This is a genomic window from Priestia aryabhattai B8W22, assembly GCF_000956595.1.
Lineage (GTDB): Bacteria > Bacillota > Bacilli > Bacillales > Bacillaceae_H > Priestia > Priestia aryabhattai.
In genome coordinates this window covers 45,349-65,997 of sequence record NZ_JYOO01000008.1, presented here as the reverse complement: position 1 = coordinate 65,997, position 20,649 = coordinate 45,349, and the positions used below count along the sequence as shown (strand labels likewise).

The window sequence follows — 20,649 nt, the reverse complement described above, 5'->3', positions numbered from 1 at the left end:
AGGAGCTAGCATGAAAGGTAAACTGTTAGTTATTGGATTCGGTCCGGGAAGCTTTGAACATATTACACAGCGGGCAAGAGAAGCCATTCAAGAAAGTGATATGATCATCGGTTATAAAACCTATGTGGAATTAATTCAAGGACTGTTAACGAATCAGCAAATTATTAGTACAGGAATGACCGAAGAAGTCAGCCGTGCACAAGAAGCCGTAAAGCAAGCTGAAGCAGGGAAAACCGTGGCGGTTATTTCAAGCGGAGATGCAGGAGTATACGGAATGGCCGGCCTTGTGTATGAAGTGTTGATTGAAAAGGGCTGGAAAAAGGAAACGGGCGTAGAGCTGGAAGTAATTCCTGGCATTTCGGCTATTAATTCATGCGCATCTCTCCTCGGGGCGCCCGTGATGCATGATGCCTGTACGATTAGTCTAAGTGATCATCTTACGCCTTGGGAGCTAATCGAAAAACGAATTGAAGCAGCTGCACAAGCAGATTTTGTAGTAGCTTTTTATAATCCAAAAAGCGGAAGACGAACAAGACAAATTGTTGAAGCACAAAGGATTCTATTAAAATACCGTTCCCCCGATACGCCTGTTGGCCTTGTGAAAAGCGCTTATCGTGACCGTGAAGAAGTCGTAATGACTAACTTAAAAGACATGTTAAACCATGAAATAGGCATGCTGACTACCGTTGTTGTCGGAAATTCGTCGACGTTTTTTTACGACGATTTAATGATTACACCGCGCGGGTATCAGCGGAAATATACCCTCAACCAAACGGAGCAGCCGCTAAGACCTCACCAGCGACTTCGAAAAGAAGCAGAACCGTGGGCTCTTGATCAAGAAGAGGCTGTAAAGCAATCAGCTTCGACTATTGAAGCGGTTCAGAACACAAGAGAGGAAAAAGCAGCTTCACGAGCTCTTGCAGAAGAAGCGCTTCAAGCAATTTTAGGTGAATCCACTTCTGCGGTCGTACATCAGCCAATAGAGTCTATCTTTGAAGTGGCGGTTAGTCCAGGGCTTGCAAATAAGAAGTTTACGCCCGTTCAAATGACAACACTAGCGGAAGTTGTTGGTGAAAAAGGTACGATGGAGTATACACCTGACCATCAAATCAAACTGCAAATTCCAACGGCTCAGCCAGATGTGATTATTAAAAAGCTCCAAGCAGCTTCCTTTTTACTATCTCCGGTCGGAGACGTGTTCACAATCAAAGCGTGTGATTTTTGTGATGGAGAAAAAAGCGACGCCATTCCACATACGGAAGAATTACAAAAGCGTCTCGGGGGAATGGACATGCCAAAAGAGCTGAAGCTTGGTATTAATGGATGCGGTATGGCCTGTTACGGTGCTGTTCAAGAAGATATCGGCATTGTCTACAGGAAAGGTGCGTTTGACTTATTTTTAGGAGCTAAAACGGTTGGTCGCAATGCGCATTCAGGTCAAATTGTAGCGGAAGGCATAGCACCCGATGACATTGTTGAAATAGTGGAAAACATTATCCATGAATATAAAGAAAAAGGTCATCCTAATGAGCGGTTTCATAAATTCTTTAAGCGCGTGAAGAACGTTTATGGATTCGACTATCAAGATATAACACCAAAAATAAAAGTAGAACCAGCTCCGTGTGGAGATTAAAAAATAGGAGGGCATTATATGAAATCAGTTTTATTTGTCGGGCATGGAAGCAGAGATCCTGAAGGGAACGATCAAATTCGCGAATTTATTTCGACTATGAAGCATGATTGGGACGCATCTATTTTAGTAGAAACGTGTTTTCTAGAATTTGAACGCCCAAATGTAAGTCAAGGCATTGATACATGTGTGGCAAAAGGAGCACAAGATGTAGTTGTAATTCCAATTATGCTTTTGCCTGCTGGCCACTCTAAAATACATATTCCAGCAGCTATAGATGAAGCTAAGGAAAAATATCCACACGTAAACTTCGTGTACGGACGTCCTATTGGTGTTCATGAAGAAGCCCTTGAAATTTTAAAAACGAGATTACAAGAATCAGGAGAGAATTTAGAAACTCCAGCTGAAGACACGGCTGTTATTGTCTTAGGGCGAGGGGGAAGTGATCCTGATGCAAACAGTGATTTATATAAAATTACGCGCCTTCTTTGGGAAAAAACAAATTATAAAATCGTTGAAACTTCTTTTATGGGCGTGACCGCTCCACTGATTGATGAAGGCGTGGAGCGTTGTTTGAAACTGGGCGCTAAAAAAGTGGTTATTCTCCCGTATTTCTTATTTACAGGAGTACTAATTAAGCGTTTGGAAGAAATGGTGAAGCAGTATAAAATGCAGCATGAAAACATTGAGTTTAAGCTAGCCGGCTATTTTGGTTTTCATCCAAAACTGCAGACAATTTTAAAAGAACGTGCTGAAGAAGGATTAGAAGGTGAAGTGAAAATGAACTGCGATACGTGTCAATATCGCCTCGGCATTATGGAACATATTGATCACCATCATCATCACGATCATGACCATGATCACGGACACCATCACCACGATCACCATCATGGTCACGACCACGACTATCACGAAGATAAGGTCGGCGAGCTAAAATGATTTTATTGTTAGCGGGAACTAGCGATGCACGTGCATTAGCTGTCCAAGTGAAAAAAGCAGGTTACGAAGTTACGGCAACGGTTGTAACAGACAATGCAGCAATCGAATTACAGCGGACAGAAGTGAAAGTGAAAATTGGACGCCTCACAAAAGAGGATATGATGGATTTTATAAACGAACATGGTGTAAAAGCTATTGTTGATGCAAGTCACCCTTTTGCGGAAGAAGCATCTAAAAACGCCATCGGCGCCGCTGCTGAAACAGCGATCCCTTACATACGCTATGAGCGGGCTTCGCAGGCTTTTACCTATGATAATATGACGATGGTTTCTACGTATGAAGAAGCAGCAGAAGTAGCAGCTGAGAAAAAAGGAGTTATTATGCTGACAACAGGCAGCAAGACGCTGCAGGTTTTTACAGAAAAGCTGCTTCCTCTTTCAGATGTACGGCTTGTTGCTCGTATGCTTCCAAGGCTGGATAATATGGAAAAATGTCAGCAGTTAGGACTGCCGCAAAAAAATATTGTTGCTATTCAAGGTCCGTTTACAAAAGAGTTTGATCAAGCGCTGTATAAGCAATACGGGGTAACGGTCATGGTCACAAAAGAAAGCGGAAAAGTTGGATCTGTGGATGAAAAAGTAGAAGCAGCCAAAGAGTTGGGCTTAGATATCATTATGATAGGGAGACCAAAAATCGAGTATGGAACCGTGTATTCTACTTTTGAAGAAGTGGTTCATGCTTTAGTAAACCAAACTAGGAGTTGATTGAGATGGATTTTCGTACAGAATTTAAACCGTTAACTGTTCAGCCTCAGCAAATTGAAGGAAAAAGTTTTGAGATGATTACAGAAGAGCTTGGACCTCATCCGTTTACAGATGAACAGTACCCAATTGTTCAGCGCGTAATTCATGCGTCTGCAGACTTTGAGCTTGGACGCAGCATGCTGTTTCATCCGGATGCGATTCAAGCAGGAATTAAAGCCATTCGCAGCGGCAAGCAAGTAGTTGCAGATGTACAAATGGTACAAGTAGGAACAAACAAGCAGCGAATTGAAAAACACGGCGGTGAAATCAAAGTTTATATTTCAGATCCGGACGTAATGGAAGAAGCAAAGCGCTTAAATACAACGCGTGCAATTATTTCTATGCGAAAAGCAATTAAAGAAGCAGATGGCGGGATTTTTGCAATTGGAAACGCCCCGACAGCTTTACTTGAGTTAATTCGTTTGATTAAAGAAGGAGAAGCGAAGCCTGGGCTTGTTATTGGTCTGCCGGTAGGATTTGTTTCAGCAGCTGAATCTAAAGAAGAACTTGCAAAACTTGACGTGCCGTTTATTACAAACATCGGGCGAAAAGGCGGCAGTACGGTAACGGTTGCTGCATTAAATGCAATTTCAATTCTTGCAGATCAGGTGTAACACATGAAGGAAGTGCCAAAAGAACCTAAGAAACTCAGAGAAGGCTATACGACGGGCGCTTGTGCAACGGCAGCTACGAGAGCAGCTCTGCTTACGCTAATTTCAGGAGAAGTGCAAGATGAGTCAACGATTTACTTACCTGTCGGCCGCTTTGCTACGTTTCATCTTGAAGAATGCGAGTATCGCACAAGCAGCGCTGTAGCCAGCATCATTAAAGATGCTGGAGACGATCCCGATGCCACGCACGGAGCGCTGATTATTTCTGAAGTTTCGTGGTGTAATGGTGCAGACATTATCATTGATGGAGGAGTGGGAGTAGGGCGTGTGACAAAACCCGGTCTCCCAGTTCCTGTCGGTGAAGCAGCCATTAACCCTGTTCCAAGAAAGATGCTGAAAGAAACGGCTGAACAGCTTCTAGCCCAATACAATATACAAAAAGGCGTAAAGATTGTCATCTCGGTTCCTGAGGGAGAAGAAATGGCGAAAAAGACACTAAATGCGCGTCTAGGTATTTTAGGAGGCATTTCAATACTGGGGACGCGGGGGATTGTTGTTCCGTTCTCAACAGCTGCTTATAAAGCAAGCATCGTGCAGGCAATCAGCGTTGCTAAAGCGAGTAATTGTGAGCACGTTGTTATTACGACAGGGGGCCGAAGCGAAAAGTATGGAATGAAACAGTTCCCTGAACTTCCGGAAGAAGCATTTATAGAAATGGGAGATTTTGTTGGATTTGCTTTAAAACAATGTAAAAAGCAAGGAATGAAAAAAGTGTCGCTCGTAGGCATGATGGGAAAGTTTTCAAAAGTCGCGCAAGGCGTGATGATGGTTCATTCAAAAAGTGCACCCATTGATTTTAATTTTTTAGCAAAAGCAGCTTCTGAGTCAGGCGCTTCTGCTGAACTGGTAGAGGAAATAAAAGGCGCAAATACAGCTTCTCAAGTGGGAGATTTAATGACGCAAAGCGGTCATCATCAGTTTTTTGAAAAACTGTGCGAGTACTGTTGTTTATCAGCATTAAAGGAGGTAGGGGACGGAATCGATGTCGATACGTCTCTTTACACATTAAAAGGAGATTTTTTAGGACAGGCGGTGCAACATGGCAATTAAAATTATTGGAATTGGTGACGACGGGAAGTTAAGTCTGCTTCCTATGTATGAACAGTGGGTGTATGAAAGTGATGTGCTAATTGGAGGAAAGCGTCACCTTGACTTTTTTCAAGATTTCGAAGGAGAAAAAGTAGCGGTTGAAGGAGGTCTTTCTTCCCTTGTTGGACGTTTAAAAAACGAAGAAGGAAACGCGGTTGTGTTAGCCTCAGGCGACCCGCTGTTTTACGGAATTGGAAGCTATCTTTCTACGAAGCTCGACGTTGAAATATATCCTTATTTAAGCTCTATTCAACTTGCATTTTCACGTCTAAAAGAGCGCTGGCAAGACGCTTATTTTACAAGTGTGCACGGCAGAAGCATAAAGGGACTGGCTCAGCGCATAGACGGTCACAAAAAAGCAGCGATTCTAACAGATGAGCAAAATTCCCCTAATGTTCTGGCAAACTACTTATTGTCATTTGGCATGACTGAATACAAGATGTTTGTAGCAGAGAATTTAGGAGGGAAAACGGAGCGCTGTCAGCTGCTTTCGTTGGAAGAAGCGGCGAATCAAGTTTTTTCTCCGCTTAATGTCGTGATATTAAAGCAGGTGGAAGAAAGTCCAGTGTGGCCGCTTGGAATAGAAGATGGTGAATTTATTCAACGCAAGCCGGATAAAGGACTTATCACTAAAAAAGAAGTTCGCACACTTAGTATTAGCGCCCTGCAGCTAAAGAAAGACAGCGTGGTATGGGATATCGGAACGTGTACAGGTTCAGTCGCGATTGAAGCGGCTAAAATTGCGCGTGAAGGACAAATTTTTGCTGTGGAAAAAAATGAAGCAGACTTGGAAAACTGCAGAGAAAATCTATTGAAATTTCGAGTAGACGCCCACACTGTGCACGGAAAAGCACCGGAAGGGTTAAGTGAGTTTGCTGATCCTGACGCGGTGTTTATTGGAGGGACAGCAGGAGGCATGGAAACCATTTTGGACGTGTGCTGCAGCCGATTAAACGCAGGAGGGCGCATCGTATTAAATGCCGTAACGATTGAAAATTTAGCAGAAGCAATGAAAGCTTTTAAAGAACGAGGGTTTGAGACTGCAGTTACCCTTGCACAAATTTCAAGAAGCAAGCCCATTTTACATTTAACACGATTTGACGCTTTAAACCCCATTTATATTATTACAGCCAAAAGAGGAGAATGAATATGATTGGAACATTGTACGGACTCGGAGTTGGACCGGGAGATCCAGAACTAATTACAGTAAAAGCATTTCGTAAACTAAAAGAATCACCCGTTATTGCGTATCCGAAAAAGCAAAAAGGAAGCAAAAGCTACGCCCAAAAAATTATTGATGTTTATTTCAGTGCAAATGAAAAAGATATGCTGGGCCTTGTGTTTCCAATGACAAAAGATCCTGCTATTTTAGAAAAAAAATGGACCGAAACGGTAGAACGAGTATGGGAAAAGCTCGAGGAAGGAAAAGATGTAGCATTTGTCACAGAGGGCGACCCTATGCTTTACAGTACGTTTATTCACATGATGCGTTTAATGCAAGAACGTCACCCTGAAGCTCCGATTCAAGTAATTCCTGGTATTTCATCCATTAATGGAGCTGCATCTCGCTTAGGAATTCCCTTAGCAGACGGGGATGAACACGTAGCCATTGTTCCTGCTCGTGAAGATTATGAAACAATGAAAAAAGTATTAGTGGAAAACGACTGCGTCATTTTTATTAAAGTGGCCAAAGTCATCGATTTTATGGTCGGTCTTTTAAAAGAGCTTGATCTGCTTGAAAAAGCGTCAGTGGTGACAAAAGTAACGTCAGATGAGGAGATTATCTGGAAAGCTTCAGAACTAGAAGGAGCCGATTTACAATACTTAACGCTAATGGTGGTGCGAAAATGAAGTTATACATAATCGGAGCTGGACCCGGAGATCCAGATTTAATTACCGTAAAAGGCTTAAAATTACTTCAGCAAGCAGACGTTGTCTTATACGCTGACTCACTGGTAAGTCAAGAGCTAGTTGCTAAGTCTAAACCAGGAGCTGAAGTGTTAAAAACAGCGGGTATGCATTTAGAAGAAATGGTCGGTACGATGCTTGAGCGCATGCGTGAAGGAAAAATGGTTGTGAGGGTACATACGGGTGATCCGGCTATGTACGGAGCCATTATGGAACAAATGGTGCTTTTAAAAAGAGAAGGCGTTGATATTGAAATCGTTCCGGGCGTCAGCTCCGTATTTGCTGCAGCTGCAGCGGCTGAAGCGGAATTAACCATTCCAGATTTGACTCAAACAGTTATTTTAACTCGTGCTGAAGGAAGAACGCCTGTACCTGAGTTTGAAAAATTAACTGATTTAGCAAAACATAAATGTACCATTGCTTTGTTTTTAAGCGCGACGCTCACAAAAAAAGTAATGAAAGAATTTATAAGCGCGGGTTGGAGTGAGGACACGCCGGTTGTAGTAGTCTATAAAGCAACGTGGCCAGATGAAAAAATTGTTCGCACAACGGTAAAAGACCTTGATGATGCTATGCGAACAAACGGCATTCGCAAGCAGGCGATGATTCTGGCAGGCTGGGCACTTGATCCACACATTCATGACAAAGATTATCGTTCAAAACTTTATGACAAAACATTTACCCACGGCTTTCGAAGAGGAGTGAAATCGGAATGATTCAACTCCAAGAAGGAAAAAAATCTCTTATTACACAACACGGAGATTATGCCGTTGTAGCTATTACAAAACACGGCGTAGAAATTGCAAGAAATCTCGGTCGTATCTTTCAGCAGTCCGACGTGTATTACATGAGCAAATTTGAAAAAGGAGACGAAAAAGAGCAGAACATTCAGCTGTTTTCAGGAAGCGTTCGGATGCTTTTGCCTTCTCTTTTTGAATCGTATAAAGGACTTATTATTATTATCTCACTAGGAGCAGTTGTACGTATGATTGCACCTATTTTAAAAGATAAGAAAACGGATCCCGCGGTTGTTGTGATTGATGATAAAGGCGAAAATGTCATCAGTGTGCTCTCAGGTCATATCGGAGGAGCAAATGAGCTTACGCGTGAAGTGGCGGCAGCACTTGAAGCCCATCCTGTTATTACAACAGCATCCGATGTTCAAAAAACGATTCCGGTTGATTTATTTGGCAAGCGCTTTGGTTGGGTGTGGGAATCAGCAGAAAAATTAACGCCTGTGAGCGCTTCTGTGGTGAACGAAGAAGAAATAGCGGTGGTTCAAGAATCAGGTGAAAAGAGCTGGTGGCACTATGAGCACCCTGTTCCAGCCAACATTAAAACGTACTCATCGATTCAGACAGCTCTAGAAGCATCGCCACATGCAGCCTTGGTGGTAACGCATCGCAATTTAAAAAAAGAAGAAGAAGCGATCTTAGAAAACGGTGTTCTTTACCGGCCAAAAGTATTAGCGATTGGGATGGGATGCAATCGAGGGACAAGTACAGCTGAAATTGAAACCGTTATTGAAAAAACGCTGGCTGAACTTCAGTTTTCAATGAAAAGTGTAAAAGCATTATGTACAATAGAGTTAAAGAAAGATGAAGAAGGGCTGCTAGAAGTGGCGTCTAAGTACGGCTGGGAGTTTGTCTACTATTCGCCCCAAGAGCTAAACAGCATAAGTATCCAGCAGCCTTCAGATACTGTCTTTAAATATACAGGTGCATATGGCGTTAGTGAACCTGCTGCTATGTTATACAGCGGTGCTGATACGCTTGAACTTGTGAAGAAAAAGTCAGGGAATGTCACCATTTCAGTGGCACTTATTCCAAATGACTAAAGGAGAGAACAACATGTCAAACAGAAGACTCGTCATTGCGGGTACCGGAAGTGGCGTAGGGAAAACAACACTTACAATCGGGCTGATGGCAGCATTAAGACAAGCTGGTTATAGAGTTCAAGGGTTTAAATGCGGACCTGATTATATTGATCCAACGTATCATACGGCTGTTACAGAACGAGCGTCTCGTAATGTAGACAGCTGGATGCTTGAACACGATATGGTTAGAGAAATTGTCGCTCGAGCTAGTCAAGATGCTGATATTTCCATCATGGAAGGGGTTATGGGATTTTTTGATGGGAAAAATCCGTTAACAAACGGAGGGTCAACAGCAGAAATTAGTTTAATCACAAATAGCCCCGTCCTTTTAGTTGTCAATTGTGCTAGTATGGCTAGAAGCGCAGCGGCAATTGTAAAAGGGTTTCAGCAATTTTTACCCGAAGCGAACATTGTCGGTGTGATTGCTAACCGAGTTGGAAGTGAAGGGCATTATAAACTTGTTAAGGCAGCAATTGAGCAGGAATGTCATATTCCTGTAGTAGGCTACTTGAAAAGAAACGATGATCTTACGATTCCTGAACGTCACCTCGGGCTCATTCCATCGATTGAACGAGGAGAATTAACACCGTTTTTTGAACAGTTAGGTCAGCTTGTTCATGATACAATTGATATTGAAAAAGTATATGAACTGGCTTTAGCTCCTAAAATAGAAATTAATGATCCTATCTTTACAAAGCCGTCCGTACCTCAAGTGAAAATTGCTGTGGCAAGAGATGCCGCTTTTAACTTTTATTATGAAGAAAATTTCGAATTGTTAAAAGCTTACGGAGCAGAGCTTGTAGAGTTTTCACCTTTAAAAGGAGAAATGGTCCCACAAGATGCTGACGGCCTTTACATAGGAGGCGGATTTCCAGAAGAATTTGCTGAAACGCTGGCTCAGCAAAGTGACGTTAAAAATTCTGTTCGAGCAGCCATCGAAAAAGGGATTCCTACACTTGCTGAGTGCGGAGGCTTTATGTTCTTAACAGATGCTATTGTCACAACAGATGATACATGCCATGAAATGGTGGGGCTTATTCCCGGACAAGTAAGAATGCAGACAAAATTAGCTGCGTTAGGATACCGGGAAGTGACGGGAAAGCCAGGGAATTTTTTATTTAAAGGCGATATACAAGCTAAAGGCCATGAATTTCATTATTCAACCTTTTATTCAGAGAAAGAGTTTTCGCCTGCCTATGATACAAAAGGGATGCGAGGAATGAAAGAAGAAGGCTATATGAACAATAATTTAATTGCCGGCTATACGCACTTTCATTTTGGCTCTTCTACGAAGATGGTAGAAAACTGGGTGGAACAGTGTAAAGCGGTAAAAAAAGAAAGAAGAGATGCCGTGTGACAGTTGGAAAAGTATATTTAGTAGGAGCCGGACCAGGAGATCCGAAGCTAATAACCGTATATGGAATGGAGTGTATTCAAGAAGCGGATGTCATTTTATATGACCGCTTAGCTAATGAACAGTTATTAAACTATGCTAAAAAAGACGCGGAGCTTATTTTTTGCGGGAAATTACCGGGCAAGCACGGAGTCATCCAAGATCGTATTCACGAACTGCTTGTTGAAAAAGCACTTCAAGGAAAAGTAGTGACGCGCTTAAAAGGAGGGGATCCTTTTGTGTTTGGCCGCGGAGCAGAGGAAGCTGAAGTACTTGCTACTCAAGGAATTCCTTACGAAGTCGTGCCTGGTATCACGTCAGGAATTGCAGCTCCAGCGTATGCAGGAATTCCTGTTACCCACAGAGATCATGCCACTTCTTTTGCCATTGTAACGGGGCATGGAAGAGAAGAAAAAGGAAAAGATTATTTAAACTGGTCAGCGCTTGCTCAAGGAATAGATACAATTGCATTTTATATGGGCGTTGGAAATTTACCTCATATATGCAAGCAGTTGATGGACCATGGACGAGATAAGCATACGCCAGTAGCGCTTGTTCAATGGGGAACGACGAAGTATCAGCGCACCGTAACGGGAACACTTGCCACAATCGAAGACATAGCAAAAAAAGCAGAAATTGCTCATCCTGCCATCGTGCTTGTAGGTGAAGTTGTGACAATTAGAGAAAAAATAAAATGGTTCGAAGAAAGAGCGGAAAATATTCTGCTTTAACGTTAAAAGGAGGAGACAATATGACGATTATTTCACAGCTAAAAGAACGAAGAGCGGTACGAGATCATGAAACGCGTGAAGTGGAACAAGAGAAAATCGAACAGCTGCTTGAAGCAGCGACGTGGGCTCCAAATGACCGAATGAGAGAGCCCTGGAGCTTTTATGTGATTCAAGGAGAAGCAAAAAAGAAGTATGAAGAACTGGCTGAAGCGTATTTAAAGGAGCGCTTTCCTACAAAGCCTCATTTAGTAGAAAGTTCACTAAAAGCAGTGAAAAATACACCTGTACATATTGTCGTAACAGCTGATACAGTTGAAGGAGACGAAGAAGCCACGGAAGATAACAAATATGCGGTTTCGTGCGCGATTCATTCCATGTGGCTAGCAGCTAAAGAATTAGGGCTTGGATTCGTTTGGAGAACAAGAGGCGTTGGTCTTGTTCGAGACGAGCGACTGTATGAGTTTATCGGAAAGCCTTCAGGTAAAGTCGTGGTAGGTAATGTATTTTTAGGCTATCCAAATGAAGAGTCTCTTACAAAAATGAAAGAGCCTGCTAGAACACCGTTTACAGAAAAAACAACATGGCTGTAAACTGAAATTCGAAGAAAAAGAGGTTTTTAGATTGAAAGACAAACGTGGTCTTACGTTAATTTATACCGGAGACGGAAAAGGGAAAACAACCGCTGCTTTAGGTCTTGCGTTGCGCGCTACGGGACGCGGACAAAAAGTATTAATAATTCAATTTATTAAATCTCCTCAGCGTACATATGGAGAAAAGCTGATGTTTGACAGAATAGGAATTGAAATGATTCAAACAGGAGTCGGCTTTACGTGGACAAAAACACCGCCTGAACATCGTGAAGCTTTGCAAAAAGCCTGGGCGCTCACGAAGGAAAAAGTCTTCTCGAACGAATATGATGTGGTTATTTTAGACGAGTTAAATAATGCACTGGCTATCGAGAAATTTCCTATTGATGATGTGCTACCGCTACACGAAGTAATTGACCTTATTCAAAAGCGTCCTGAGCATATGCATTTGGTCATTACCGGACGCTCTGCAAAAAAAGAAGTGATGGAAGCAGCAGATCTTGTGACGGAAATGAAGCCTCATAAACATTATTATGATGAAGGAATTCCTGCTGTAAAAGGAATTGAATTTTAAAAAGCCCTCAATGAAGAGGGCTTTTTTTATTGAGCAGGAGCATCTACTTTTTCAGCTTGCCAATAAAATTGGCTAATGACATCAGACAGTGCTTTTGTTGTGTTGGTTAGTTCATCAAAGTTATTATCAACTCCGCCCACTTCAATTAAAATCGCATTTTTAGAAACATCTTGATTATATACACCGTTACCGCTGGATTTGTTTTTGCCAATAACTCCGCGGCTTAAGCCGGGATATTTCTTTTCAAGACCTTCATGAAGCGCTTTTGCCATTTTTAAGTTTTGTTCAAAGTTTTGATTTGCTTTCCCTAAAACAAACACAACTTTTGCATATGATTTATTGTTAATCTTAATGGTTGTATTATCTTTTCGAAGCGAATCTCGGTGCAAATCGATAAAGTACGTTAAATCTCTATTTTCAGTCATCGCCGTTTCAATTACTGTGCGAGACATGGCGTACGATTGATTGGTGTTCCAACCTTTTTCTTTTAATTTCTGTCCAATATTGGTTTGATCTACTTCTGCCCCAATTCCCTGAGCCTCTAAATCTTTTCCTAGCATATTTGCAACAATATTAATATTTGTTTTGCTATCCACTGCTTTATTAGCATCTGGATCACCTTCAAGTCCTAACAGAGGCAAGTAAGATTCCCAGCTGTGCGTATGATAAATATAAAATACCTTTTTTCCGCCAGTTGTATTATTATTTGGAGCGTTCGTACCATTGTTTTCTTTAGGCTGCTGAACTTTTGTAGTAGAATTTCTTTCTTTTAGCGTTTCATCTAGCGGCGGTGCAGATTCTCTAGGGAAGTTTGTGAAATTTGTGCCTTCACCGGCGATAATAATATTGGAATCGTAAATACTGAATCCAGGAAGTTCGGAACCAAACAAGCTTCTCGCGTCTTCTGCTCGAATACTTGTTGATAACTCGAGCAGTGTAGAAGAAAGACCTGGAGGCGAGTAGTTTTTATCAAAAGCCGTTGAAAAATGATGGTTTTCTTGGCTCATTAAATAATAAAGACTTTCTGCTTTATGCTTTGATAACGTTTGATAGACAATAGAAGAATTGAACTGTTCTTTAAATGCTGAGTAACTTACTAGAACAATGATAGATGATGTCATTAAAACAACGGATAAAATAACCAGAACCATCTTATATGTTAACACTACAAAATTGGCGCGATTACTAGATTTCAATGGCGAAATCTCCTCTCTATGTCAGCGTCAGGCTAATAGGTATGAAGGACTTTGCTAATCTAGTAATAATTATATGAATGGAGATTTCTAATTATGATAAGCATTTAATAGAGAAAGTAGTCTTCAAAATCAAAAAAGAAGAATCACGTGAGATACAATCTCATATTCTCCGTGATTCTTCTTCAAATAGACGTCGGATGGCTTCTCCTTTTGGAGTGAGGCTGAATCCTTTTTTCTCTTTTTTAAGCAGCTGACAGTTTTGTAATTCTTGTAAATACGTAACAATGCGCTTGCGCTTTACGGAATTTAATAATCCAAACGCGGGTATTTTATCGAGCTCTTTTTGACGAATGCTGTTAGTAGAAACGCCTTCTAAAATTTGTACGTAACTCTGCTGAGTTTCCGTGTTTTTTAAGGCATCTATAAGTGTTAATAACTGTAACATTTGGTTTGAATCAAAAGTTGTTTGACCGATTTTTAGCGGAGTCGAAAGCAGGTCCTGACGCTGCTTATGAAGTTCATTTTCTATCTTAGCGCTTATTTCTGTCAGCTTCGTTTCTATTTCGTTTGGACCCATATAACATGTGAATTTGTTTGTTTCCTGCAGCATGGTGACAGCTGGAAAATCCCATTGCGAAAACCATTGAATGGAACCAACTTTGAGATTGGCATTCGGTGTTTTTACTTGTAATACGTTTTGAATGAAGGAAAGAAAGGGATCGTTTTCCTGTAAAACTTGTCTTTGATTAAGTTGATAAGTGGTTAGGCTGCACAATTTATCTTGGATTTCTGTGATGTGCACTTCATGATGCTTTAAAAGACTTTTCCATTTAAAAAAGACAAGCAGTTTTTGAATCACTTCTTCATTTTCATCTATAATCTCTTCGAACTGCCGCTGAGTTGTGGCTAAGCGTTTGGCTGCTAGCACTACATTATACTCATCATCGAGTGAAACGGCATCGTCTGTGACATCATATGTTACGGCGAGACCTCTGTTTTCTGAAGTTAAGCGAATGATCTCGTTTTCTCCGTGAACAGTTAATACCGTATCTTCCGTATCTGAAAATCCTCTTTCAAAGGCGGTGGAAGAAAGAGAGCGAAAAGGTCTCATAATGATTTCAATCCGATTGCGCCAAAAAGCAATTTGCTCAGGGTTTTTCATAATAAAAAGCAAAGGTGATTTTTTTGATTGTTCAATTGCTTCAATCACATCTGCATTTCGGTGATAAAGAGAAATGAGCGGATGTTTGAAAAAACACTTATTAATATGTTGAATCCATTCTTCTTTTGACGAATCATGTATTCTAGCGCAAAACATGTAATCTTTCATAATACTACCGAGATAATTTTCCAACTCATTTTTAGTCAAAACCGTAAAATCTTGAGAATAGAACTCATCATGATGAATAGGAATGCCGCGATTCTTATTATATTCTTTCCATAGAAATGAAGTTGGTTTCCAAAAGTGAGGATAAACGTCTTCATTTTTATCAATTGCGACGGGAAAACTGCCCCTATGACTTCCATATAAGAACGTTTGAAAAAGGCTTATATCTTCTTGAGATAACTCATTCATTGCTCGCTCAAAGTAGTCATTTAAACGTCCAAGTAGCCCTTTAGTATGTTTACTTCCTAGGGAGCGAATCGATTTATTTTTACGTCCGAGTGGAAGGAATGTTAAGTGGTTGTAAGCTGTAAAATCAACGTGCAAATTCTCTGGTAAAGTCATTTATCTAACTCCTTTCATTTATTGAGTATTTTACCCATTAAAGAAAAGAAGAAAAAGTTTTAATGTGTCCTTAAACGCAAGAATAATTTTTGAATTTTCTGTTAATTAATCTGCAGAAATAAAGAAAAGGGATTCAAAGTAATTTTGAATGGGTATAGTAATAAAAATTTTGACACATATTATCGAATATATATGAATGTTGTCAAAAAAATCAACAAAAGTGATGATTCATCCAAAGGAGGAAGCTTATGGAGAATAAAGGTCCGTTTAAAAAGACGATATCCCTATTAGATTTAACATTGATTGGATTAGGGGCAATCTTTGGTTCCGCTTGGCTGTTTGCCGTTAGTAATGTCGCTACGCAAGCAGGTCCTGCAGGAAGTTTTTCTTGGGTTATTGGTGGAGTTATTATTTTATTAATAGGCCTTGTATACGCTGAGCTAGGGGCTGCCTTGCCTCGTACAGGAGGAATTATTCGATATCCTGTTTATTCACACGGTCATCTTGTAGGCTATATGATTTCGTTTATTACCATCGTAGCGTACACTAGTTTAATTGCTATCGAAGTAACAGCGGTAAGGCAGTACGTGGCTTACTGGTTTCCGGGTTTAACAAAAGCTGGATCTGATTCACCGACGATATCTGGATGGATTCTACAATTTGTGCTGCTTTGCTTATTCTTTTTACTCAATTACTGGAGCGTAAAAGCATTTGCGAAATCGAATATTATTATTTCTATTTTTAAATATTTTGTACCGCTTACAGTAATCGTAACGCTGGCATTTTATTTTAAGTCAGGAAACTTTACGATGGGAGAGTTTGCTCCCGGGGGATTTGATGGTATCCAGGCCGCCATTGCTACAGGTGGAGTTATGTTTGCTTACTTAGGCCTTCATCCGATTGTATCGGTAGCTGGAGAGGTGAAAAATCCTCAGCGTAATATCCCAATTGCTCTTGTGATTTGTATCATTCTAGCGGCACTTATTTATACCGCTCTGCAAGTCTTATTTATCGGGGCCATTCCATCTGATATGATCACAGGCGGTTGGTCCGGCATTCAAGATAAATTTTCACTGCCGTTTAAAGACATCGCTGTTGTTCTTGGTCTTGGCTGGCTAGCAACACTTGTTATTTTAGACGCTATTTTATCACCGGGTGGTAACGGCAATATTTTTATGAATACAACATCTAGACTTATCTATGCTTGGTCTCGTAACGGTACGTTATTTAAAACGTTTGCTCATGTGGATAAAAAAACAGGGATTCCACGATCATCTTTATGGCTTTCATTAGGACTTTCGATTTTTTGGACACTGCCATTTCCTTCGTGGAATGCACTCGTAAACGTATGCTCTGTTGCGCTTATTCTTTCTTACGCGATTGCACCAATTTCATCAGCGGCCTTTATGGTGAACGCAAAAGATTTGGAAAAGCCTTTTAAATTAAGAGGAATGAGTATAATTGGTCCGTTATCCTTTATTTTTGCTTCCTTTATTGTGTACTGGTCAGGATGGAAGACCATTTCATGGCTGCTAACTTCTCAACTGGTTATGTTTGTTATATATTTGATTTTTGCTAAATATGTGCCTAAAAATGAAGTAAGTCTTCGTCAGCAGATTAAATCAACATGGTGGTTAGTTGCTTATTATATCATCATGCTCTTTATTTCTTATATCGGTTCGTTCGGCGGAGGGAAAGGTTTAATTGATACGCCTGTAGACTTAATTATCATAGCGGTCGTATCTCTTGGGATTTATTATTGGGCTAAATATACAGGCCTTCCAAAAGCGCTTATTGATTACGATCACCATCCTGAACAGGAAGAAAAAGCGCCTGTATAACCTGTAAAGCAGTGATATTCGCTGCTTTTTTCTATGTTATTCAAACATGAATTTCTAAAGTTTATCGTATAATTGAGTAGGAAAGAAGGAATTAGCACATTATTGTTTAATTAATGTAATGTAACCGTTTTAAATCCAACGCTTGGAGGAAGAGTATGATTGAAAAAATAATAAATTCACTTCGAAAGCGGCTGTGGGAAAACAATAATGTTATAGAAGTGTGTAAAAATGAAGGAGAAGTATACAGAACCACTTGTACTTTTTTTGATGGAGTAAGCAAGAACCAACTGCAAGTTTTTGAAGAAGAAATGCATGTATCACTTCCTGAAGACTACAAGCAGTTTTTGCAGCTAACAAATGGGTGTAATTTGTTCATTGATGCTGACAAAAAAACAACAGGGAATCTTTATAGCTTAGAAGATGTAAGAGAAACAGCTTCTAAAAGTCAGAATCTCTATATGACAATTGGGTCTGTTGGAGAAGAAGAGATTATCATTGACTCTAAAAAATCAGCGCACTCTGCATATATAATAGTGAAAAAGCGGAACGCATCGTTTCAAGATGCACATGTATTACATATGAATTTTCAAAAATGGCTGGATTGTTTTATAGTGAGTCAAGGGAATTGTTTTTGGCACTGGAATGGGCTTTGTAATAAAGCTCATTCAATCGATAAAAAGACAACAGCTCAATAATATTATCTTCTAATAAATAAACGAGCACACTAGTGTGCTCGTTTATTTATTAGAAGGAAGACGTTCCCAACCGTATGCTTCGTCTTCAACTTTAGTTTCTCCAAACTGACTTGTGCGATTCAAGATTTTTTTGCCGCCTAATCTTTTATAAAATTGAGTCGCTTTCTTATTTTTCTTCATAGCCCAAATAATCATAGACGTATATTGCTGATCAGCAAATTCTTTTACTGAATGAGAAAATAGAAGATGACCAATTCCTTGGCTTTGCACTTCCTTACAAACGTATAGCGCGTATATTTCAGCGCTGGACAAATGAGGCTTACCCGCTGAAAAGCCGACAATCTCTCCTCGTTCATCGATAGCGAGCAAAATAAAATGAGAAGGATCGGTAAGAAAAAGGGACCATTTTTCTGCACTTTGTTTATAAGACAAGTTGTTTAAATAAGCATCAGGTACTAACTCTTTGTATGTAATGCGCCAGCTGTCTACGTACAGACGGGCAACAGAAGGGATGTGAGAGGAAGTAGCTTTAATAATTTTCATTAAAAAGTCTCCTTTTTTAAAATATTAAGGCATATAGTATACCTTTCAGCCTAAGAATATTATGAAAAATAGATCATAATTTTCCAGTAATTCATAAAATGGTAAAAAAGGTGGTGTTCATTCTCACTCTATCACGGTAAAGTGAGAATATACATTTGTTTTCTTGTTTTAATTTTTGCTACATGTATAATGTCTAACGATCTATTTGTTATTCACCTTTACTAGTCTATCAAATAGTTTTGTTAAAGCCAAAGGGGCATAGGGGAAGAAATGTCAATTCAGCTGCGTTTTGTTTTAACGTATATCAGTATTGTGTTTGTCTTTATTATTTTGCTTTTTTTATCGGGCTTTCTCATTTTCTTCTCCATTACTGGAGACGCCGATTTTGTAAGAAAACTGTACAGTCACTCCTATGAGTATAAATTGTTAACGCCAGAAGAAGAAAATGCATTCTTAGATTTAAAGTTATTGAGTAGAAAAAAAACCAGAACAGCTGCTGCGGCCGAAGACGGTTAAAAAATATGAATTTGAAAATATTGATATTGTGATTCAAAAAAACACAGAGATTGTATATGCTTCAGAATCCATTAAAGGAGAAAACCTTCGTAAATACTTGCCAAAGCATCAAAAAAGTAAAGGAAATCATTCGTATCAGCAGGACATGTTGCGCATAGGCAAGCAGTATTTTACATATATCAACCTTGATTTTCCTTTCTCGAATCAAGAAAAAGGAAGCATTTACGTTTTGCGAAAAATCAGCCCTTATGTAGGTATTATTAATCGAATTTTCCCTTTTTTAATCTTTCTACTATTAATTTTAGTCATTGTGATTATTGGATTTTTAAACTATCTTGTTTCAAGAAGCATTATTAAACCCATTCGTGAATTAAAAGAAGCGGCTGAAAAAATAAAACAAGGTGATCTTCACTTTGAGATCTCTGCTAATTCAAAGGATGAAATAGGGGAATTAACGCAAGCTTTTGAAGAAATGAGGCAAAAACTAAAATCTTCTGTTGAACTGCAAATTCAATATGAAGATAATCGAAAGCAGCTGCTTTCAAGTATTTCACACGATTTACGAACTCCTATTACTTCCATTGTAGGATATGTAGAAGGAATTCAAGATGGAGTAGCTAATACGCCAGATAAGCTTTCTAAATATTTGTTAACGATTTCAACAAAAGCAAAAGACATGAATGCGTTAATCGATGAGCTGTTTTTATTTTCTAAATTGGATTTGCACGAAATTCCGTTTGTGTTTAAAAAACTTAATATTTCTGCCTTTATGGAAAGTTATGTGCAAGAGCTTCAGTTTGAAATGAGCGAACATGATATTGATGTTTTATTTTCTAATGATTCTCTAACGACACTGTATGCAAAGGCAGATGCTGAGCAGCTGCGAAGAGTTTTAATAAATTTAACAACCAACAGCATTAAATTTATGGATAAAGAAAGAAGAAGAATCGATATCGTTCTTTCTGCTACCGAAAGTGAACTCATTATTGAAGTAAAAGACAACGGCTCTGGAATTTCACCGGAAGCATTAGCGCATATTTTTGACCGGTTTTATCGAGCAGAACAGTCCCGCAATAGCAATACTGGAGGAAGTGGACTTGGACTGGCCATTGCAAAACAAATTGTTGAACGCCACGGGGGAGACATCTGGGCACTAAGTAAGCTTGGCGAAGGAACAAGTATTTTCTTTTCTTTGCAAAAAATGAATGAAAATGGTGATACACATGAAGAAGATATTATTAATTGAAGATGAAGTAAGTATTGCTGAATTGCAAAGAGATTATTTAGAAATTAACGATTTTGAAATAGACGTTCAATATAGCGGGGATAAGGGGTTAGAAAAAGCATTAAATGAACATTTTGACCTGGTTATTTTGGATATTATGCTCCCTAAAGTGAGTGGATTTGAAGTGTGCAAGCAAATTCGAGCTGCAAAAGATATTCCAATCATTTTAGTTTCAGCTAAAAAAGAAGAAATTGATAAAATTAGAGGGCTCGGGCTAGGTGCAGATGACTATATTACCAAGCCATTCAGCCCTGGGGAGCTGGTCGCAAGAGTCAAAGCGCATGTAGCGAGATATGAAAGACTCTCTGATAAGCAGGAAAAGCGTATGATTCGTATTCATGGCTTAGCGATTGACACGCTCGCTAGAAGAGTATTTGTGAATGACAAAGAAGTGTTTTTTACAGCGAAGGAATTCGATTTGCTGAAGTTTATCGTTTCTCATCCAAATCAAGTATTAAGTAAAGAACATCTATTTGAAAAAATTTGGGGATTTGATTCTTCAGGAGATATTTCAACCGTAACAGTTCACATTCGAAAACTAAGAGAAAAGTTAGAAGAAAACCCAGCAGATCCTCAGTACCTAGAAACGGTTTGGGGAGCAGGGTACCGGTTTAATATTTAAAAAAAGAGATCCGAACGATTA

The 20,649-nt window shown here is 39.7% G+C and carries 19 protein-coding genes and 1 pseudogene; 17 read left to right on the top strand and 3 right to left on the bottom strand.

Translation table 11 applies throughout. The features are described 5' to 3' along the window. Nucleotides 1-10 precede the first annotated feature (10 nt). From cobJ to cobO, 13 genes are read left to right on the top strand one after another with little or no spacing between them, the layout of a single operon-like run. Complete coding sequence (cobJ, locus tag N178_RS08325; RefSeq protein ID WP_045291737.1) at nt 11-1,633, top strand: precorrin-3B C(17)-methyltransferase; 1,623 nt, start codon at nt 11-13, stop codon at nt 1,631-1,633. Nucleotides 1,634-1,651: 18 nt separating this feature from the next. Further along, on the top strand, nt 1,652-2,569 hold the full coding sequence (locus tag N178_RS08320; RefSeq protein ID WP_045291736.1) for a sirohydrochlorin chelatase: 918 nt from the start codon (nt 1,652-1,654) through the stop codon (nt 2,567-2,569). Next, nucleotides 2,566-3,333, top strand: a complete 768-nt coding sequence (gene cobK, locus N178_RS08315) for a precorrin-6A reductase (protein WP_045291735.1) — start codon at nt 2,566-2,568, stop codon at nt 3,331-3,333. Before N178_RS08320 ends, cobK begins: the two co-directional genes overlap by 4 nt. A 5-nt stretch (nt 3,334-3,338) precedes the next feature. Continuing rightward, nucleotides 3,339-3,986, top strand: a complete 648-nt coding sequence (locus N178_RS08310) for a precorrin-8X methylmutase (protein ID WP_013083415.1) — start codon at nt 3,339-3,341, stop codon at nt 3,984-3,986. A gap of 3 nt (nt 3,987-3,989) precedes the next feature. Beyond that, nucleotides 3,990-5,093 carry a cobalt-precorrin-5B (C(1))-methyltransferase gene (locus N178_RS08305; RefSeq protein ID WP_045291734.1) on the top strand — a complete coding sequence of 368 codons (1,104 nt, stop codon included), beginning with the start codon at nt 3,990-3,992 and terminating at the stop codon, nt 5,091-5,093. Beyond that, the gene (locus tag N178_RS08300) at nt 5,083-6,279 is read left to right on the top strand and encodes a bifunctional cobalt-precorrin-7 (C(5))-methyltransferase/cobalt-precorrin-6B (C(15))-methyltransferase (protein ID WP_045291733.1); all 1,197 of its coding nucleotides are present in this window, start codon (nt 5,083-5,085) and stop codon (nt 6,277-6,279) included. Before N178_RS08305 ends, N178_RS08300 begins: the two co-directional genes overlap by 11 nt. Before the next feature lie 2 nt (nt 6,280-6,281). Further along, the gene (gene cobI / locus N178_RS08295; protein ID WP_045291732.1) at nt 6,282-6,983 is read left to right on the top strand and encodes a precorrin-2 C(20)-methyltransferase; all 702 of its coding nucleotides are present in this window, start codon (nt 6,282-6,284) and stop codon (nt 6,981-6,983) included. Then, nucleotides 6,980-7,756, top strand: a complete 777-nt coding sequence (gene cobM, locus N178_RS08290) for a precorrin-4 C(11)-methyltransferase (protein WP_025751698.1) — start codon at nt 6,980-6,982, stop codon at nt 7,754-7,756. The genes cobI and cobM overlap by 4 nt, the downstream gene beginning before the upstream one ends. Then, the gene (locus tag N178_RS08285) at nt 7,753-8,877 is read left to right on the top strand and encodes a cobalt-precorrin 5A hydrolase (protein ID WP_045291731.1); all 1,125 of its coding nucleotides are present in this window, start codon (nt 7,753-7,755) and stop codon (nt 8,875-8,877) included. Before cobM ends, N178_RS08285 begins: the two co-directional genes overlap by 4 nt. A gap of 13 nt (nt 8,878-8,890) precedes the next feature. Further along, nucleotides 8,891-10,273 (top strand): cobyrinic acid a,c-diamide synthase CobB, encoded by a 1,383-nt coding sequence (locus N178_RS08280; RefSeq protein ID WP_045291730.1) that lies wholly within the window; start codon nt 8,891-8,893, stop codon nt 10,271-10,273. Then, entirely contained in the window at nt 10,270-11,040 is a 771-nt protein-coding gene (cobA, locus tag N178_RS08275; RefSeq protein ID WP_045291729.1) for a uroporphyrinogen-III C-methyltransferase, read from the top strand. Before N178_RS08280 ends, cobA begins: the two co-directional genes overlap by 4 nt. 20 nt (nt 11,041-11,060) lie before the next feature. Further along, nucleotides 11,061-11,630 (top strand): nitroreductase family protein, encoded by a 570-nt coding sequence (locus N178_RS08270; protein WP_045291728.1) that lies wholly within the window; start codon nt 11,061-11,063, stop codon nt 11,628-11,630. Nucleotides 11,631-11,661: 31 nt separating this feature from the next. Continuing rightward, nucleotides 11,662-12,201, top strand: coding sequence for a cob(I)yrinic acid a,c-diamide adenosyltransferase (gene cobO / locus N178_RS08265; protein WP_045291727.1), 540 nt, complete (start codon nt 11,662-11,664; stop codon nt 12,199-12,201). 26 nt (nt 12,202-12,227) lie between these two features. On the opposite strand, the gene spoIIP is transcribed toward cobO, so the two are convergent. After that, the gene (gene spoIIP, locus N178_RS08260; RefSeq protein ID WP_045291726.1) at nt 12,228-13,397 is read right to left on the bottom strand and encodes a stage II sporulation protein P; all 1,170 of its coding nucleotides are present in this window, start codon (nt 13,395-13,397) and stop codon (nt 12,228-12,230) included. 160 nt (nt 13,398-13,557) lie between these two features. After that, nucleotides 13,558-15,126: an RQC-minor-2 family DNA-binding protein gene (locus tag N178_RS08255; protein ID WP_045291725.1), complete on the bottom strand. Its 1,569-nt coding sequence runs from the start codon at nt 15,124-15,126 to the stop codon at nt 13,558-13,560. Between the two features lie 248 nt (nt 15,127-15,374). On the opposite strand from N178_RS08255, the gene N178_RS08250 reads away from it, so the two are divergent. Beyond that, nucleotides 15,375-16,967 carry an APC family permease gene (locus tag N178_RS08250; protein WP_045291724.1) on the top strand — a complete coding sequence of 531 codons (1,593 nt, stop codon included), beginning with the start codon at nt 15,375-15,377 and terminating at the stop codon, nt 16,965-16,967. A gap of 155 nt (nt 16,968-17,122) precedes the next feature. Then, nucleotides 17,123-17,662, top strand: a complete 540-nt coding sequence (locus N178_RS08245; protein ID WP_045291723.1) for an SMI1/KNR4 family protein — start codon at nt 17,123-17,125, stop codon at nt 17,660-17,662. Nucleotides 17,663-17,704: 42 nt separating this feature from the next. Here the strand turns inward: N178_RS08245 and N178_RS08240 are convergent, their stop codons facing one another. Further along, entirely contained in the window at nt 17,705-18,205 is a 501-nt protein-coding gene (locus tag N178_RS08240; protein WP_045291722.1) for a GNAT family N-acetyltransferase, read from the bottom strand. A gap of 270 nt (nt 18,206-18,475) precedes the next feature. On the opposite strand from N178_RS08240, the pseudogene N178_RS08235 reads away from it, so the two are divergent. Both N178_RS08235 and N178_RS08230 read left to right on the top strand, forming a co-directional pair. Beyond that, nucleotides 18,476-19,967 (top strand): annotated as a pseudogene (locus N178_RS08235) (sensor histidine kinase). After that, complete coding sequence (locus tag N178_RS08230) at nt 19,945-20,628, top strand: response regulator transcription factor (RefSeq protein ID WP_045291721.1); 684 nt, start codon at nt 19,945-19,947, stop codon at nt 20,626-20,628. Before N178_RS08235 ends, N178_RS08230 begins: the two are co-directional and overlap by 23 nt. The last annotated feature ends 21 nt before the right edge of the window (nt 20,629-20,649 follow it).

What these genes read in the sequence shown, in the direction of transcription:
- cobJ (WP_045291737.1), top strand. Translation starts at nt 11, where the DNA reads ATGAAAGGTAAACTGTTAGTTATTGGATTCGGTCCGGGAAGCTTTGAA.
- N178_RS08320 (WP_045291736.1), top strand. Translation starts at nt 1,652, where the DNA reads ATGAAATCAGTTTTATTTGTCGGGCATGGAAGCAGAGATCCTGAAGGG.
- cobK (WP_045291735.1), top strand. Translation starts at nt 2,566, where the DNA reads ATGATTTTATTGTTAGCGGGAACTAGCGATGCACGTGCATTAGCTGTC.
- N178_RS08310 (WP_013083415.1), top strand. Translation starts at nt 3,339, where the DNA reads ATGGATTTTCGTACAGAATTTAAACCGTTAACTGTTCAGCCTCAGCAA.
- N178_RS08305 (WP_045291734.1), top strand. Translation starts at nt 3,990, where the DNA reads ATGAAGGAAGTGCCAAAAGAACCTAAGAAACTCAGAGAAGGCTATACG.
- N178_RS08300 (WP_045291733.1), top strand. Translation starts at nt 5,083, where the DNA reads ATGGCAATTAAAATTATTGGAATTGGTGACGACGGGAAGTTAAGTCTG.
- cobI (WP_045291732.1), top strand. Translation starts at nt 6,282, where the DNA reads ATGATTGGAACATTGTACGGACTCGGAGTTGGACCGGGAGATCCAGAA.
- cobM (WP_025751698.1), top strand. Translation starts at nt 6,980, where the DNA reads ATGAAGTTATACATAATCGGAGCTGGACCCGGAGATCCAGATTTAATT.
- N178_RS08285 (WP_045291731.1), top strand. Translation starts at nt 7,753, where the DNA reads ATGATTCAACTCCAAGAAGGAAAAAAATCTCTTATTACACAACACGGA.
- N178_RS08280 (WP_045291730.1), top strand. Translation starts at nt 8,891, where the DNA reads ATGTCAAACAGAAGACTCGTCATTGCGGGTACCGGAAGTGGCGTAGGG.
- N178_RS08270 (WP_045291728.1), top strand. Translation starts at nt 11,061, where the DNA reads ATGACGATTATTTCACAGCTAAAAGAACGAAGAGCGGTACGAGATCAT.
- N178_RS08255 (WP_045291725.1), bottom strand. Translation starts at nt 15,126, where the DNA reads ATGACTTTACCAGAGAATTTGCACGTTGATTTTACAGCTTACAACCAC.
- N178_RS08250 (WP_045291724.1), top strand. Translation starts at nt 15,375, where the DNA reads ATGGAGAATAAAGGTCCGTTTAAAAAGACGATATCCCTATTAGATTTA.
- N178_RS08245 (WP_045291723.1), top strand. Translation starts at nt 17,123, where the DNA reads ATGATTGAAAAAATAATAAATTCACTTCGAAAGCGGCTGTGGGAAAAC.
- N178_RS08240 (WP_045291722.1), bottom strand. Translation starts at nt 18,205, where the DNA reads ATGAAAATTATTAAAGCTACTTCCTCTCACATCCCTTCTGTTGCCCGT.
- N178_RS08230 (WP_045291721.1), top strand. Translation starts at nt 19,945, where the DNA reads ATGAAGAAGATATTATTAATTGAAGATGAAGTAAGTATTGCTGAATTG.